Annotated in this window: 11 protein-coding genes and 1 pseudogene; 4 read left to right on the forward strand and 8 right to left on the reverse strand. The window is 69.7% G+C overall.

The genetic code is table 11. From position 1 onward, the window contains the following. Together Q0C41_RS16845 and Q0C41_RS16850 are read right to left on the reverse strand one after the other, a co-directional pair. A pseudogene (locus tag Q0C41_RS16845) lies at positions 1-259 on the reverse strand (sugar phosphate isomerase/epimerase); the annotation flags it as partial. A gap of 74 nt (positions 260-333) precedes the next feature. After that, complete coding sequence (locus Q0C41_RS16850; RefSeq protein WP_291985495.1) at positions 334-1,095, reverse strand: SDR family oxidoreductase; 762 nt, start codon at positions 1,093-1,095, stop codon at positions 334-336. Positions 1,096-1,238: 143 nt separating this feature from the next. Between Q0C41_RS16850 and Q0C41_RS16855 the strand changes: the two genes are divergently transcribed. From Q0C41_RS16855 to Q0C41_RS16870, 4 genes are all read left to right on the forward strand, one after another. Next, positions 1,239-1,781 carry a (2Fe-2S)-binding protein gene (locus Q0C41_RS16855; RefSeq protein ID WP_291985498.1) on the forward strand — a complete coding sequence of 181 codons (543 nt, stop codon included), beginning with the start codon at positions 1,239-1,241 and terminating at the stop codon, positions 1,779-1,781. Continuing rightward, entirely contained in the window at positions 1,778-3,901 is a 2,124-nt protein-coding gene (locus Q0C41_RS16860) for a molybdopterin cofactor-binding domain-containing protein (protein WP_291985500.1), read from the forward strand. The genes Q0C41_RS16855 and Q0C41_RS16860 overlap by 4 nt, the downstream gene beginning before the upstream one ends. Before the next feature lie 91 nt (positions 3,902-3,992). Beyond that, the gene (locus Q0C41_RS16865; protein WP_291985502.1) at positions 3,993-4,907 is read left to right on the forward strand and encodes a hypothetical protein; all 915 of its coding nucleotides are present in this window, start codon (positions 3,993-3,995) and stop codon (positions 4,905-4,907) included. 134 nt (positions 4,908-5,041) lie between these two features. Beyond that, positions 5,042-5,365: a hypothetical protein gene (locus Q0C41_RS16870; RefSeq protein ID WP_291985504.1), complete on the forward strand. Its 324-nt coding sequence runs from the start codon at positions 5,042-5,044 to the stop codon at positions 5,363-5,365. Here Q0C41_RS16870 and Q0C41_RS16875 read toward each other — a convergent pair. From Q0C41_RS16875 to Q0C41_RS16900, 6 genes are all read right to left on the reverse strand, one after another. Continuing rightward, entirely contained in the window at positions 5,349-8,957 is a 3,609-nt protein-coding gene (locus Q0C41_RS16875) for a PVC-type heme-binding CxxCH protein (RefSeq protein WP_291985506.1), read from the reverse strand. The genes Q0C41_RS16870 and Q0C41_RS16875 overlap by 17 nt on opposite strands. A 23-nt stretch (positions 8,958-8,980) precedes the next feature. Beyond that, complete coding sequence (locus Q0C41_RS16880) at positions 8,981-9,880, reverse strand: phosphoenolpyruvate hydrolase family protein (protein ID WP_291985508.1); 900 nt, start codon at positions 9,878-9,880, stop codon at positions 8,981-8,983. Between the two features lie 42 nt (positions 9,881-9,922). Then, positions 9,923-11,230: a Tm-1-like ATP-binding domain-containing protein gene (locus tag Q0C41_RS16885; RefSeq protein WP_291985509.1), complete on the reverse strand. Its 1,308-nt coding sequence runs from the start codon at positions 11,228-11,230 to the stop codon at positions 9,923-9,925. Further along, positions 11,209-11,631: a cupin domain-containing protein gene (locus tag Q0C41_RS16890; RefSeq protein WP_291985512.1), complete on the reverse strand. Its 423-nt coding sequence runs from the start codon at positions 11,629-11,631 to the stop codon at positions 11,209-11,211. Before Q0C41_RS16890 ends, Q0C41_RS16885 begins: the two co-directional genes overlap by 22 nt. A gap of 146 nt (positions 11,632-11,777) precedes the next feature. Then, the gene (locus Q0C41_RS16895; RefSeq protein ID WP_291985514.1) at positions 11,778-12,536 is read right to left on the reverse strand and encodes a hypothetical protein; all 759 of its coding nucleotides are present in this window, start codon (positions 12,534-12,536) and stop codon (positions 11,778-11,780) included. Positions 12,537-12,561: 25 nt separating this feature from the next. Further along, positions 12,562-15,783 (reverse strand): hypothetical protein, encoded by a 3,222-nt coding sequence (locus Q0C41_RS16900; protein ID WP_291985516.1) that lies wholly within the window; start codon positions 15,781-15,783, stop codon positions 12,562-12,564. Positions 15,784-15,817: the final 34 nt, after the last annotated feature.

Consider the following 15,817-nt stretch of genomic DNA (forward strand, 5'->3'; position numbering starts at 1 on the left):
CGCCGGCAAAGGCCTCGATCGGGCCGCCCATCAGCTCCACGGCGCTGATGCCCGACTCGAGCACGTAGCGCAGCACGGCCTCCGCGCTCTGGTCCGGCATGGCGCGGTAGCTGTAGGTGATGACGCCGACCTGCACGCCATTGATCAACGAATTCGGTCCTGGTGTGGCCTGTGCACTGGCCAGCGAGCGATCGCCGATCAATGTCGCGGGCACGGTGGCCATGGCCAGCTTGCCGAATTCCCGACGGGTGACACTCATGCGCGATCCTCCAACGATTGCGGGAGCCCGTATTCTACGCGCAGCCACGACCGGGCGTGATGCCGAGCCCGCCGCTACGGCATGTACTGGCCGCCGTTCACTTCGACGATCTGGCCGGTCACGTAGCCGGACATCGACTCGGATGCCAGGTAGAGGAACGTGCCGGCACACTCCTCCGCGGTGCCGAGCCGCCCGACCGGAATCGACGCGCGCATCGCCTCCAACTGGGCTGGCGTCGAGTAGCGCTCGTGAAACGGCGTCGTCACCACGCCGGGCGAGACGGCGTTGACGCGGATGTTGTCGCCCGCCAGTTCTCGCGCCCAGCCGTGGGTGGCCGTGGAGATGAAGCCCTTGGCCGCGCCGTAGAGCACCGCGCCGCCAGCCCCGCCGGTGCGCGCCGCGATCGAACTGACGTTGATGATGGCGCCGCCCCCCTGGCGGCGCATGATCGGCACGACCTCGTGCACGAACAGCACCACCTGGGTGACGTTGAGGGCCAGCACCTCGTGCAGATGCGACTCCGAGTAGTCGGCGATGCTGCGGCGCCCCAGCATGCCGCCGGCGTTGTTGATCAACACGTCGATCCGACCGTAGCGCTCCATGACCTCGGCGACGATGCGGGGCACGGCGGTCGCGTGCGCGAGATCGCCCTGCGTCAGCAGCGTCTCGGCGCCGAGCGCGTGCGCCGCGCTGGCGACCGCGGCGGCTTCTGCCGCGCTCGCGTTGTAGTGCAGGGCCAGCTTGCTGCCGGCCCGGGCGAAGGCCAGGGCTGCGGCAGCGCCGATACCGGTCGAGGCGCCGGTGATGAGGACGACGCGGTCACGCAGATCAGTCACAAGAGCTCCAGTGGGGGGCATTGTAGCCGCGCCGTGCTGCCGGGCGTCCGGCACCTCGCGCCCGCCTTACGGATGTGATATGACGCAGGGGAGCGTGCGGCCCGTCGTCCGGCGTGGACGCGACGCCCGGGAAGGCGTTCTCCATGCCCACCTATACCCTTCGCATCAACGGCACGGCCCATGACGTCCAGGCCGACGCCGACGACACCCTCCTCTCGGTGCTGCGTGACGACCTCGACCTGGTCGGCGCGCGCTACGGGTGCGGCGAGGGCCAGTGCGGCTCGTGCACCGTGCTCGTGGACAACCGCGCCATGCGGTCCTGTGTGGCCAAGGTGAGCGCGGTGGCCAAGGCGCAGATCGTCACCATCGAGGGCCTCGCGACCAACGGCGTGCTGCATCCCGTCCAGCAGGCGTTCCTCGAGGTCGAGGCGTTCCAGTGTGGCTACTGCACGTCGGGCATGGTGATGGCCACGGTCGCCCTGCTGCGGACCACCCCCTCGCCGACCGACGCCGACATCGCCCGCGTGCTGGATCGCAACGTCTGTCGCTGCGGCACCCACACGCGCATCGTGCGGGCCGTGCACCTCGCCGCCGAACGCCTGCGCGCCGTGACGCCATCAGCTGGCGCTGACGGCCGGCTCGGAGAGCCGGCCCTACCCCAGGTTGCGCAGGAGGCCCAGCGATGACCGCCCGCCACGACGAGACCTTCGAGGTCGAACGCTACGAGCTGTCGAGCCCGCCGACCTGGCGGTTCGCGCTGGAACGCCGCACGTTCCTCGCCATCTTCGCGACCGTCGGCAGCGGCCTGCTGGTGGCCGCGACCCAGGCCCGCGGCCAGGAGTCGGGGCGCCCCGGCAGTCAGGGCAGCGCGCCGACCGACGTGAAGGCCTGGGTGCACGTCAGCGAGGACGGTCGCATCACCGGCTACACCGGCAAGACCGAGATCGGGCAGAACATCCGCACCTCGCTCGCGCAGGCCATCGCCGACGAACTGCACGTGCCCCTCGATCGCGTGTCGCTCGTGATGGCCGACACCGACCTCGTGCCGTTCGATCAGGGCACGTTCGGATCGCTGTCCACGCCGCGCATGGCGCCCGTGCTCGCCCGCGCCGCGGCGACCGCGCGCGAGATGCTCATCGACCGCGCCGCCGCACAGCTCGGGGCGCCCCGCGCCTCGCTGACCTGCGACGCCGGCCAGATCACCGGCGGCGGCCGGAACGTCGGCTTCGGCGACCTGGTGAAGGGCCGTCAGCTCACCGGCGTCGTGCCTGCCGATGCGCCCCTGATGCCGCGCAGTGCGTGGACGGTCCGCGGGACACCGGCGCCGAAGGTGGATGGACGCCGCTTCGTCACCGGCGAGCATCGCTACACGCCCGACCTGACGCGACCGGGGATGCTCCACGGCCGCATGCTGCGCCCGCCGGGCTACACCGGCACGCTCACGACCGTCGACGACAGCGGCGCGCGCGGCATGGACGGCGTGACGGTCGTGCGCGACGGCACCTTTGCCGGCGTCGTCGCCTCGTCGGCGCGGCTGGCCAGGCGTGCCGCCTCCGCCATCAAGGCCGAGTGGACGGTCCCGGACGGACTGCCGACGGCCACCACGCTGTACGACCACCTGAAGGCCACGGCGTCCACCGCGGCCGGCGGACGCGGCTCGACGCCGACGCAGACCGGCGATCCCGCCAAGGCACGGACGGCCGCCGCCCGCACCTTCGCGGCTACCTATCGCATTCCCTACATCGCGCACGTGCCGCTCGAGCCACGCGCGGCCGTCGCCGAGTGGGAGGGCGACAGGCTCACCGTGTGGACCGGGACGCAGCGCCCGTTCGGCGTGCGCTCGGAACTGGCCACGGCATTCCGCATCCCGGAGGACCGCGTCCGCGTCATCGTGCCCGACACCGGCTCCGCGTACGGTGGCAAGCACACCGGGGAGCAGGCCGTGGAGGCGGCGCGGCTGGCCAAGGCCGTGAATCGGCCGGTCAAGGTGGTGTACTCGCGGCCCGAGGAGTTCTCGTTCGGCTATCTGCGTCCTGCCGGGGTCATCGAGATCGCCGCTGCCGTGGATGCCGAGGGACGACTGACCGCCTGGGAGTTCGACAACTGGAACTCGGGCGGCGCCGGTCTCGCCACGCCGTACGACGTGCCGAACGTGCGCACGCAGTTCCACGCCGCCGAGTCGCCCCTGCGCCAGGGCTCGTACCGTGGCCTGGCGTCGACGGCCAACCACCATGCCCGCGAGATGCACATGGACGCCATCGCGCGGGCCCTCGGCGTGGACGCGGTCGAGTATCGCCTGCGCCACCTCACCAACGACCGGATGCGTGCCGTGCTGCAGGCGGCCGCCAGGGGGGCAGGCTGGCCGAAGCCCTCCGTCGACGGGCGCGGGCTCGGCATCGCGTGTGGCACCGACAAGGGGAGCTACATCGCCACGGCGGCCGAAGTCAGTCGCACCGACAACGTCCTGAAGGTGGAACGGCTGGTCGTCGCCTACGAATGCGGCGCCATCGTCAACCCGGATGGGCTGCGTCACCAGGTCGAGGGCGCGATCGTCCAGGGCCTCGGCGGGGCGCTGTTCGAGGCGATCACGTTCGCCAACGGCGCGATCACCAACGGCAACATGGCGAAGTATCGCGTGCCCCGTTTCAAGGACGTGCCGTCCATCGAACTGCTGCTGCTCGACCGCCCGGATCTGCCGTCGGTCGGGGCCGGCGAAACGCCCATCGTGTGCGTCGCCCCGGCCATCGGCTCGGCGGCGCGGACGTTCGGCGCCGTGGCCGACGCCCTGCCCGTCCGCTTCGCCTGAGGGCCCACACCGGCCCCCTGGCCCCTCGGAAACCCCGCAGAAATGCGAGGTTCGGGCAGAGGAGTGTCAGGACGGGATAAAGTCATGGGTCATGGGTGAGCTTTCCGTTGGGTCCTACGTGGTGCACAAGAACATGCCGCAGCTGGGCGTCGGCAAGGTCTTCTGCATCGGCGACAACTACGCCTGCGTCGGTTTCATCGACGCATCCGGGCTCAAGGAGGTCAAGCGTCTCGGCAAGACGTTCGTGACGCCGCTCAGCGACGCACCCGACGTGACGCCGTTCGAGGGGTGGAAGGTGGAGACCACCTCGGACTGCCATCCGGTGGGCGTCAAGCCGCCCACGCCGCCCGAGTGGACCCGCGACGAGGCCTACAAACGCTTCCAGCGGCACTACCCCGGCGGGTTCGCCAGCGAGCAGTACCAGACCGCCGAGCGCGGCTGGAAGGTCGAGCAGCACGCCTTGTGGAAGCAGCTGCTGCCTGAGGGACATCTGCGGGCGCTCGCCACGACCGATCCGCTGGCCGCCGGCGCCCTCGTGATGCAGGTGGTGCAGACCACCGAGTCGCCGCTGCTGGCCGCGCGGGGCGAACTGCCGATGATGACGTGGGCGCTCACCAAGGGCGCGCCCGAACCGTACCTGCTGGCGCTGGCCGATCTCATCGACAGCCCGCAGCCCACCGCGCCGCTGTTCGAGGCGCTGGCCTCGGCCCTCGAAGGCCTCCCGACCAAGACCGCGGCCACCAAGCTGCTGACGTGGCCGAACCTGACGGTCGTGCCGTTCCTGGCCCGGCCCGACGCCCACCTGTTCGTGAAGCCCCAGGCGACGCAGGAAGCGGCGCGCAAACTGGGCGTGGATCTGCTCTACAACGCCAGGCCGTCCTGGCAGACGTATCAGCGCGTGCTGACCTTCGGTCGCGACCTGTACGACTACCTGAAGCCGCGTGGCGCCAAGGACATGATCGACGTGCAGTCGTTCATCTGGACCATCGGCAACAAGTCGTCGTAGGCGACCCTGCGAGGCGGGCGGACGGTTCCGCTACGCGTCGTACATCCGGCATGCCACCCGTCGGGCCTGCGCCGCCGTGAGTCCGGCGCGCGGCGCCCGCGCGCGTCGGCATCGATCGTGAAACACCGGGGCGCATGACCGACGAGACCCTCGCCGTCAGCACCTCGACCGTCACCCGTCATGCCACCACCGGCGTGCCCGTCGAACCGCCGACGCCCCGCGAGATGCCCACGCGCACGCCGGATGACGACGACGTCCCGGCGACGCCGCCGACCGAGCCCGCCCCCGTGCCCGTGCAGGACCCGCCGTCCGAGCCCGGCGTCGTCCCCCATCGTCTGAGGGCACGTTCTGTGAGCGGCCCGCTCGGCGAGCGGGCCCTCCCAACTCGGCGACTGCCGGTGCCCGGTGCCCGGTGCCCGATTTCCGGTGACCAATCCCCCTTCACTGACCGACGGTGAGCATGCCGTTCATGAGGCGCCAGTGGCCCGGGAACGTGCAGACGAACGGGTACGTGCCGGCCTGGGTCGGGGCGCGGAACTGCACGGTGACCGTCTGCCCCGGGTCGACCAGCGGACTGGCGAAGACCACCACCGGTGACTGCGGCACGTACTGCTGAGCCACGGCGTCGCCCGAGGTCAGCATCTGATCGGCCGCGGCGCCGAGCTGGTCGAGCGAGCCCTGTGTGCCGAGCACGAAGTTGTGCTGCATCTGGTCGGGGTTGACGAACACCAGCTGCACCAGTTGGCCTGGAGCGACCTTCAGGGCCGTCTTGTCGAACTTCATCTGCCCGGGCACGACCGTCAACGTGATGGTCACGTCCGGCGTCGGGAGCGCAGCCGGCGGGGCCGTGGCCGCACTGGCGGCGGCCGCACTCGTGGCAAACGCCAGGTGCGCCGCCAGTTGCCCCGGCGCCTCGTACATCGTCACGGCATTGGTCTGGCGTTCGACGCGGTACTGCCAGGCGCCGGCGAGGGACTGCTTCGTGGTGCCGCTCTGCACGTAGAGCACCTCCGACGGGCTGATGAAGCCGCCGTTGCCGCGCGTGTTCTGGATGCGCAGGGTGAGCGTGTTGGCCCCGGCGCGCAGGGCACCCGCCGGCACGGTGAACATCGGCGTCGGCGTCGGCGGGGCATCGCGCGGCGGAGCCGGCACCGACTGACCGTTGACCCAGATCTCGGCCGCCTGCGAGATGCGGCCGAAGCTCAGCACGGTCGTCGCCTCGGGCGACGACACGTCGAGCGTCCGCGTGAACCAGACGACGCCGTCGAAGTCGGGTAAGCCTTTCGTTTCCCACGCGCCAGGGACCTCCATGTCCTTCCAGGTCGAGGCGAGGGCGGCGGCGTCCGGCAGCCGCCAGTCGGGGCGGTTGTTGCCGAGGCGCAGCGCCAACGGCAGCGACGTGATGGGCGTGGCGGTCGGATCGGCGCGATATTCGCGCAGGAACAGGGCCTTGTGGCGATGGGCGGCGACGTAGACGGCGCGACTCAGCCAGCGATCGCGGCTGTTGGAGGCGTCGAGGCTCGCGGCGTACAGCGCCCTGCCGATCGCCTCGGACGTCGGGGCATCGGCGAGCGCGAGGACGGCGGCCAGTCGCGTGTGGAGGTCGGCGTCCTGCTGCAGGCCGGCGTCGAGGATGGCCTGGCCGCCGGAGGGGCGCGTCGACACGACGGTCGCCGCGGCCTTGCGCACGCCTGCGGCGGGGTGCTTCAGCGCCGCCACCACGGCACGGCCAGCGGCGCTGTCGAGATCGTCCAGCGCGCCGAGCCCGTCGAGCGCCCAGATGGCATGCAGCGCGCCGCCGTTGAGTCCGATGGCGTCTACCGAGGCGTTGCGCGTCAGCGCGATGAGCGCCGGCACCACGTCCCGCTGGCCGCGTTCGACGATCAGCCGCTGTGCGTGGAGCCGCCACAGCATGTTGTCGGAGGCGAGCGCGGCGACGAGCCCGAGTGGCGCGGCCTTCGACAGACGAGGTGCCCGCGACGCACCGGCGCCCTTGTAGACCACGCGATAGATGCGCCCCCGATGCCGATCGCGCATCGACGTCTCGTAGGCGTTGCCTGGCCCGTTGCTGTAGCCGCTCGGCGTCGGGTTGTGCTGGGCGATGAAGTTGTACCAGTCGGCCACCCACACCGCGCCGTCGGGGCCGGCCTGGGCGTGCACCGGCGCCACCCACTCTTCGGCACCGGCGAGCAGGTTGTAGCCGTCGCGCGTGACGAAGCCGGCGCCGTCCTTCTCGACCACGCCCTGGCCGACGAGGTGGGCGGTCGGCTCGGTGATGAAGGCGATCCGGTTCCAGTACGCCTGCGGAAAGGCCCGGGCCGTGTACAGCTGATGTCCCGCCGCGGCCGTGTAGCCGCCGTGCACGTCCACCTGCCGGATGTAGGGCGTCATGAAGTGCGCGGCGTAGAACTGCGCGGCGCTCTGATAGCCGAGGCCGCTGGCGAGGCGTCCGCCGGTACTCAGGCCAGCCACCCCGTCGAAGTAGCGGTTGGGGATGGCGACGTAGAAACTCGGGTCGTTGTTGGCGGTGGACCCGAGGACGTCGAACGTCTCGGTGAATCCCAGGCCCCAGGTGTTGTTGGTCGATCCGGTGACGAACTCGAAGTCGGATCCGTCGGGGCGGAAGCGGTACACGCCCTGCGAGAACTTCATCTTCCGGCCGTTCATCTCGCCGTCGAAGCCGGCGTAGCCCACCGTGCCCCAGATGAAGTTGTCGGGGCCGTACAACAGGTTGGACGGCCCGGCATGGCTGTCGCTCGTGCCCCAGCCCGTGCTGAGCACCGTCCGTGTGTCGGCCTTGTCGTCGCCGTTGGTGTCCTCGAGTCGCAGCATGTGCGGCGCGGCGGCGACGATGACGCCGTTGTCGACGAAGACGAGGCTGGTGGCCAGGTTCAGGTGGTCGGCGAAGATGGTCGTCTTGTCGGCGCGGCCATCACCATCCGTGTCTTCGAGGATCTTGATGCGGTCGGCGCCCGGCTGGCCGTTCAGCACGAGGTTCGGATAGTCGATGGCCTCGAGCACCCACAGGCGGCCGCGGGCGTCGAACGAGAAGGTGATGGGCTTGATGATCTGCGGCTCGCGCGCGAAGAGCTGCAGGTCGAACTCGGCCGGCACCTGGATGAACTTCATGGAGTCGGCCGGCGTGAACGGCATCTGGTACTTCGGCGCCGGGTCGCGGCGTTCGTAGTTGGGGACGTTGAAGCCGTCCAGGTAGACGACCTCCGGCATCTTCAGCCGCTGCCACGCCCGTCGCGCCGGCTCCGACACGGCCCACACCGTGCCGCGTTCGACGAGGGCCTGGAAGCCGGGGTTGCGCCATGTGCGCTCGTCGTGGCCGTACGCGGTGTAGAAGATGCGGCCCTTGCCCTGCGTCCGCACCCACGTGTAGGGCTCGCGGCCCTTGTCGTCGACGCGCTCCATCAGTACGGTGCGGTCGACGGGATTGTGACGGCCGTGGACGTACGTCTCGTCCCACGTGCTGAACGGCGCGAGGCCCTTCATCACGGGATGCTCGGGCTGGACGATCTCGGCCGTGAAGTCCCCGGTGCCGTGCGTCTTGAACTCGCCGCCGACCAGCGGGATGTAGGCGGGGGACTCGGTGAACATGGCCGACGCGCAGTGCAGCGCCACGAGTCCCTTGCCGCCCTCGACGAAGGCCAGCAACGCCTGCTCCTGCGCCGGCGTGAGGGCCTTGTGGTTGGCGTAGATCATCAGCGCGTCGTAGTGCGCCAGCACCTCGGGCCGCAGGGCCTCCTCCGGCGTCGCGACATGCGTGAGCTGGATGCCCTTGCGCGCGAGCGTCGCGCCGAGGATCGGCATCAGCTGCATCGACGGGTGATGCGTACTCGTGTGGCCGAGGAAGAGCACCTTCAGGGCGCGGCCGTCGGCCATCGGCCGTCGCCCAGCGCTGGTCGGGGCCGGGCGGGGTGCCGGAGAAGGCGCCTGGCTGAAGGCGTCGAGGCCGCTCGACGACAGCAGAGCCGCGACCGTGACCAGCGCTGCGCCGGCGAGCATCGACCAGCGGACCTTCGGGGAGGCGTGTTGAGCCATGGACTCGTCCTTGTGCGTGCGCATCAGTGCCGTGACGTGCGGGACCGGGTCTTCCCAGTTCCCGGTTCCCGACTCCCGACTCCCGACTCCCGAGTCAGCACCAGTTCCCGGAACCGCCGTGCCTGTTGCTCGATGCCGACCTCGGTCGCGAAGCGCTCGATGCTCGAGGCCCCGAAGAAGCCGTCGATGCCGGTGGTGTGCGCGAGCACGTACGCGACGTCCTCCGGTTCGGCGATCGGGCCGCCGTGACAGATGACGAACACGTCCTTGCGCACCTTGCGCGCCGCATCGTGCATGGCCTGTACCCGCGCCGCGGACTCGTCGAGCGTCAGCGCCGTCTTCGCGCCGATGGATCCCTTGGTGGTGAGCCCGAGATGCGCCACCAGGACGTCGGCGCCGGCCTTGGCCATCGCCTTCGCGCTGTCGGGGTCGAACACGTACGGGCACGTCAGCATGTCGAGCTTGTGCGCCTCGTGGACCATCTCCACCTCGAGGTCGTAGCCCATCCCGGTCTCCTCGAGGTTCTGCCGCAGCACGCCGTCGATCAGCCCGACGGTGGGGAAGTTCTGCACGCCGTCGAAGCCCATCGCCTTCAACTGGCGCAGGAAGACCGGCATGATGCGGAACGGGTCGGTGCCACACACCCCGGCGAGGACGGCGACGTCCTGGACCACCGGCAGCACCTCGCGCGCCATGTCGGTGACAATCGCGTTGGCGTCGCCATACGGCATCAGGCCGGCGAGACTGCCGCGGCCGGCCATGCGGAAGCGCCCGGAGTTGTAGATGATGATGAGGTCCACGCCCCCGCGCTCGGCGAACTTGGCCGAGATGCCGGTGCCTGCGCCTGCGCCGATGATCGGCTGGCCCGCGCTGACGCGCTTGCGCAACCGCTTCAACATCTTCTTGCGTTCGATGAACGGCATGCGATCCCTTTCGATCCTTCGCGTCGACCCGACGATCGACGCCTACAGTCGTGCGGAGGCCAGTCGCTGGTAGGTCGCGAACAGCGCCGCCGCGAACGCCTCGTCGTTGATGTGCGCGTCCACGTCCACCACCTCGACGCGGTCGTCGAGGTGGGCGCGCAGGGCGTCGAACAGCGCCTGATTCGCCACCGGGTCGTGGAACGGCTGCCCGGGCGCATCGATGGCGCTCACGCCCCGCCGCGGCAGCACGACGGCCGTCGGTCCCGTGGCCGCGTTCAGGTGCACGGCCATGCGGCGCGCGATCTCGACACATTCGTCGGCAGTCGTGCGCATCAGCGTCACCGTGGCGTTGTGCCGATACAGAGTCCGGCCGCGGAACCGGTCCGGCACCGTGTCGATGCCGCCGAAGTTCACCATGTCGAGCGCGCCCACCGACACCACCTGCGGGATGCCGCGCCGGCCCGCCGCCGAGAGGCGCGTCGGCCCCGCCGACAGCACACCACCCACCACCTCATCGCACCACTCGGTGGTCGTGACGTCCATCACCCCCGCGAAGTAGCCATCGTCGATCAGGCCCTCCATGGCCCGACCGCCCGACCCCGTGGCGTGGAACACCGTGACGTCGCTGCCCGCCGCTTCGAGCAGGCCCCGGACGGCCGTCACGCACGGCGTGGTGACGCCGAACATCGTCGCGGCGATGAGCGGGCGGGCCGCGGCGTCCGTCTCCCCTGACGGCCCGCTCGGAGAGCGGGCCCTACCCAGCGACTGCCGGTTCCCGGTTTCCGGTTCCCGGTTCCCGATCCCCTCGACCATCCCGCAGATGGCGCCGGCGGCATTGCCGAGCATGCGACGCGAGAGCGGGTTGAGGCCGGCGATGTCGACCACCGAGTACATGAGCGTGATGTCCTTCACGTCCACGTACGGCGCCGTGTTGCCCGACGCCATCGTCGAGACCATCACCTTGGGCACGCCCACCGGCAGCGTCCGCATGGCCGCCGTGATCATCGTCGTGCCTCCGCCCCCGCCGAGACCGAGCACGCCGTCGAAGCGACCCTCGGCATACCAGGTCGGCAGCAGCGCACAGGCCCCACGCTGCATCGCCTCCACGGCGTCGCCTCGATCGCCGCGCGATCGGAGCCGGGCCAGGTCGGCGCCGGCCGCGCGGGCGACGTCAGCCGCCGGGACGTCCGGCGTGATCAGCGGATCGCCGAGCACGCCGAGGTCGACCAGCACGGTCTGGTGCCCCCGGGCCCGGATCGCCTCGCGGACGAAGGCGTACTCGTGCCCCTTGGTGTCGAGCGTGCCGAGCAGCAGGACGGTGCCGGGCATCACGCGCGGAGGGATCGCCACGGCTCGTCCATCGAGACATCCACCAGCGCCGGGCCGTCGAAGGTGGCGGGCGAGAGGATGGCGAGGAACACGAGGGTGTCGCCACCGGCGTTGTACGTGCCGTGCACGGTGTCCCTGGGAATGTGGGCGATGTCACCGGCGCCGAGTCGCCGGGTCTCTTCCCCGACCCATTGCTCGGCCTCGCCGGCGACGACGTAGATGATCTCCTCCATCGCCGGGTGGCGATGGAAGGCGTGCCCGGTGCCTGGCGGCATCCGGACACGCACGAGCAACAGGTCACGCGCGTCGGTGAGCCCGGGCCGGCACAGCCACTCGTGCGGCCCCCACGGCAATTCCTCGACGTCGACGTCGGCCGACGTCACGAATCGCAGGGCGCGCGCGCCCGTCGTCCCTTGCCCCACCGTTCGCCCCTCCAGCGTGAGCCGACAGATGTATCACAATGGGGCGAATGTGAGATCCGGGAATCGGGAACCGGGAATCGGGAACCGGGAGTGGTGGGTAGGGCCGGCTCTCCGAGCCGGCCGTCAGCTGGCGCAGGCCTCCGACATCACCCGCCGGTCACGAACGGATCCGGGATCTGGTGGGACTCGCCCGACTCGAACGTGACGATGGTGACGTGGCCCTGGCGGGTGGCGGTCATCTTGTCCATCGCGTCGGAGGCGACCGGCTTGCCCTGGACGAAGAGAATGCGTCGCTTGCCGGCGTCGCCGAGCGAGATCTCGACGGTGGCCGTCCCGTCGGTGCCGCGCCGCACCACGCCCGCCTCGCACGGCTTCGGGGCCTTGTCGCCGTAGGGCATCGCGACGCACTGGATCTGCGCCGTGGCGTGGAAGTGCGTGCCGGCGACGACGGCGTCCTGCTTCGCGGGCAGCGGGGCCAGCGCCTTGCCGGTCACGCCGATGGTGAGGGTGTAGGTGCTGGCCCCCCCGCGCCGGGCGGCGTTGCGCATCAGGTAGACGCGCACCTTGTACTCGCCATCGGCGGGCAGCATGCCCGAGTAGGGGGCGCCCGTCTGTGCCGCGTACATCGCGACGTTCTCGCTGCCCGGCGGCAGTACGTTGAAATAGGTCGACGCGTTGGACGGCTTCAACGTGACGGTCAGCGTCTGGCCGGCGGCCGCCCGGACCACGTAGTCGACGTCACCATCGCCTTTGACCTGGCCCTTGATGGTGGTCGACGACGTGCCGGCCGCGAAGGTCACCCGCTCCTGGCGGGGCGGCGCGGGCTGGGCGGACGCGCTGGCCACGCCGGGCGGCGTGCCGATGAGACAGGTGGCCACGAGGGCGACTGCCGACAGGGACTTCATGGTGAGGCTCATCCTCAGGATGCGTTCAGGGCGTCCAGATGGCGCCGGTGCCAGCCTTCCACAGCGCCGTGTTCAGGGCCGGGATATCGGTGTGCAGCATCTCGTCGGCGCGAGCCTTGAGCGCCGCCCACTCGCGAGACATCGTCTCGAGCAGGTCGCGTGACGGCTGGTTGACGCGCGGGATGTCGCTCTCCGTCTGGTTGAGCAGGAACATGTAGTTGGCGGAGAACCCGTTGGGGAAGTTCTCCACATCGTCGTAGGCCCTGGACTTGCGCTGGACCATCTGCTCGTCCCAGGCCTTCAGCTTCTTCACCAGCGCCTCACCGTCGCGCACGATGGCGGCCCGCGTCGCGTCGTTCTTGTCGGCGCTGCCTTTCGCGAGCAGGGCGGTGATCTGCACCTGCGCCTCGTGGAGGCGGTTGACGAGCGAGTGCATGGCCGTCACCTCGCCTTCCATCCGAGTCATCAGGGCATCGTACTCGGCATAGGTCTCGGCCGTGGTCGGATACAGGGGGTTGGCCAGCACCTGGGCCGTCGTGTCGACCGTCCGGTCGCCCGACTTCAGCGTGACCCGGTAGGTGCCGGGCGAGACCTTGTGCCCGTGGTAACGGCCCTCGATGAACACCCCAGGCACCCCGGGCATCGACGCGTGGCGCATGTCCCACACGAAGCGGTTGAGTCCCGGCTTCGCGGGCAGCACGGGCGCCGTGCCTGGCCCGCCGTCCCACCGCTTCATCTCGGATTTCTTCGAGCTGAACGTGCGGATCGTCCGGCCCGAGGCGTCGGCAATGTCCAGGGTGACGACATCATCCTTCTTCAGCTCGGGCAACCGGTAGTACAGGACGATCCCGTTGGCGGGGTTGACGCCGGTGAAGGTACTGGCACCGGTGACGTCCTCGTCGTTGCCGTTCAACTCGCTGCCGCCATTGGCCAGGTAGGCGGGAGACGGCGTGTGCAGGCCGAACGCCGGGCCATCGGCGCGGTACTGCCGCACGACCGACAGGTCGTCCAGGATCCAGAACGACCGTCCTGACGTGGCGGCGATCAGGTTGCCCTTGTGCACGCGCAGGTCGGTGATCGGCGTCATCGGCAGATTGAGCTGGAACGACACCCAGTCCCTGCCGCCGTTGCGCGACAGGAAGAGGCCGCGTTCGGTGCCGGCGTAGAGCAGGTCGCGGGTCACGTCGTCTTCACGCACGACGCGCGTGAAGGCGTTGGCCGGGATGCCACGATCGATCTTCGTCCAGGAGGCCCCGTAGTCGGTGGTCTTGTACAGGCCCGGCGTGTGGTCGTCGAACTTGTAGCGGGTGGTGGCGATGTAGGCCGTGCCCTTGTCGAACGGCGACACCTCGATGGCGTTCACCAGGCACTCGGCCAGGCCCTTCGGGGTGACGTTGGTCCATGTCGTGCCGCCATCACGCGTCAGCTGCACCAGCCCGTCGTCGCTGCCGGTCCAGATGACGCCCTTCTCGTGCGGCGACTCGGCGATGTAGGCCAGCGTGCCGTAGTTCTCGGCGCCGACGGCCTCGTTCGTGAACGGTCCGCCACCCTTGCCCTGCTTGTCCTTCTCGTTGCGCGTCAGGTCGGGCGACGCTTCCTTCCACGTGCGACCCATGTCGGTGGTCTTCAGCAGCACCTGCGCGCCGTGGTAGTAGGTGGTGGGCTCGTGCCGGCTCCAGATGATCGGCGCGTTCCAGTTGAAGCGGTACTTCATGTCCTTCGCATCCATGCTCAGGTACTGGATGGGAGCGGCCATGATGTTGGTGCCGGCGCTGGCCTGCGTGTCGAGCACCTCGATGGTGCCCTGGTAGCTGCCGCCGAGGACGTAGCGCGGAGTGTCCGGGTCGAAGGCCAGGAAGGCACTCTCACCGCCGGCCGACGCCGTCCAGCTCGCGGGCGTGATGCCGCCGCTGCCCAGTTCCCGGCTGGCGATCGACACCGAGGTGTTGTCCTGCTGTCCGGCGTAGATGCGGTACGGGAACTGGTTGTCGACGTTGATGCGATAGAACTGCGCCGTCGGCATGTTGCTCTGCGCGCTCCAGCTCTGGCCGGCATCGAAGGTGATGGCGGCGCCGCCGTCGTTGGAGATGACGAAGTTGTTCGAGTTGGCCGGATTGATCCACAGGTCGTGGTAGTCCCCGTGCGTCCCCGACAGCGTCTCCCACGTCTTGCCGCCGTCATGCGAGCGCAGGGCTGGCGCACTGAGCACGTAGATGGTGTTCTCGCGATTCGGATCGACGAACAGCTCGATGTAGTACCAGGCGCGCTGGACGAGCCGCGGTTCGTTGGTCACCTGGCTCCACTTCTTGCCCGCATCGGTCGACACGTAGAGTCCCCGCGCCTCCTTGGACGAGTCGCTCTCGATCAGGGCGTACACCTTCTCGGGATTCGACCGGCTGACGGCGATGGCCATCTTGCCCATCTCCTCGGGCAGGCCGTTGGTCATCTTCTGCCACGTCTCGCCGCTGTCGGTCGACTTGTAGAGACCGCTGCCGGGCCCGCCGCTGATCACCTTCCACGGTCGGCGGCCGTACTCCCACGTGGCCGCGTAGAGGATGCGCGGATTGGTCGCATCCATCGAGAGCTCCGCGGCGCCCGTCCGCTCGTCCACGCGCAACACGTGCGTCCAGGTGATCCCACCATCGATGGACTTGAAGATGCCCCGCTCCTGCGACGGCCCGTACAGCGCTCCCTGTGCCGCCACGTACACCACGTCCGGATTGGTCGGGTGGACGACGATGCGGGCGATGTGCTGGGTGCGATCGAGCCCGATCTTCTTCCAGGTCTTGCCGGCGTCGGTCGACTTGTAGACGCCGTCACCGCCGTGCGTCATCACGCCACGGACGGCGTGCTCGCCGGTGCCCACGTAGACGACGTTCGGGTCGCTCTGCGCCACGGCGATGGCGCCGATCGAGGCCGTCGCGAAGTAGCCATCCGAGATGTTCTGCCAGCTGATGCCGGCGTTGGTGGTCTTCCACAGGCCGCCACCGGTCGTGCCCATGTAGTAGGTCAGCGGATCGCCGATGACGCCGGTGCCCGCGTTGGTGCGTCCGCCGCGAAAGGGCCCGATCGAGCGCCACTTCACGGCCGCGAGGGCGGTCTCGAGATCGGAACGGAGCGGGCCGCTCGACGGAGGTGCCGGGGCGTCCTGCCCCTTCGCGGGAGTCGCGACTTGCGCCCAGGCGTCGACAGGACAGAGAGAGGCCGCCACACACACGAACAGGGTTCGGAAGAGAGTCGTCAGCATGAGGTGCCTGGAATTATCGGCGGTTCCCGGCCGT

The organism is Luteitalea sp. (assembly GCF_022842525.1).
Taxonomy (GTDB): domain Bacteria; phylum Acidobacteriota; class Vicinamibacteria; order Vicinamibacterales; family Vicinamibacteraceae; genus Luteitalea.

Excerpts from the sequence above, each read along its gene's own strand:
- Q0C41_RS16865 (WP_291985502.1), top strand. The coding sequence starts at position 3,993 with ATGGGTGAGCTTTCCGTTGGGTCCTACGTGGTGCACAAGAACATGCCG.
- Q0C41_RS16900 (WP_291985516.1), bottom strand. The coding sequence starts at position 15,783 with ATGCTGACGACTCTCTTCCGAACCCTGTTCGTGTGTGTGGCGGCCTCT.
- Q0C41_RS16875 (WP_291985506.1), bottom strand. The coding sequence starts at position 8,957 with ATGGCTCAACACGCCTCCCCGAAGGTCCGCTGGTCGATGCTCGCCGGC.
- Q0C41_RS16860 (WP_291985500.1), top strand. The coding sequence starts at position 1,778 with ATGACCGCCCGCCACGACGAGACCTTCGAGGTCGAACGCTACGAGCTG.
- Q0C41_RS16895 (WP_291985514.1), bottom strand. The coding sequence starts at position 12,536 with ATGAAGTCCCTGTCGGCAGTCGCCCTCGTGGCCACCTGTCTCATCGGC.
- Q0C41_RS16855 (WP_291985498.1), top strand. The coding sequence starts at position 1,239 with ATGCCCACCTATACCCTTCGCATCAACGGCACGGCCCATGACGTCCAG.
- Q0C41_RS16870 (WP_291985504.1), top strand. The coding sequence starts at position 5,042 with ATGACCGACGAGACCCTCGCCGTCAGCACCTCGACCGTCACCCGTCAT.
- Q0C41_RS16880 (WP_291985508.1), bottom strand. The coding sequence starts at position 9,880 with ATGCCGTTCATCGAACGCAAGAAGATGTTGAAGCGGTTGCGCAAGCGC.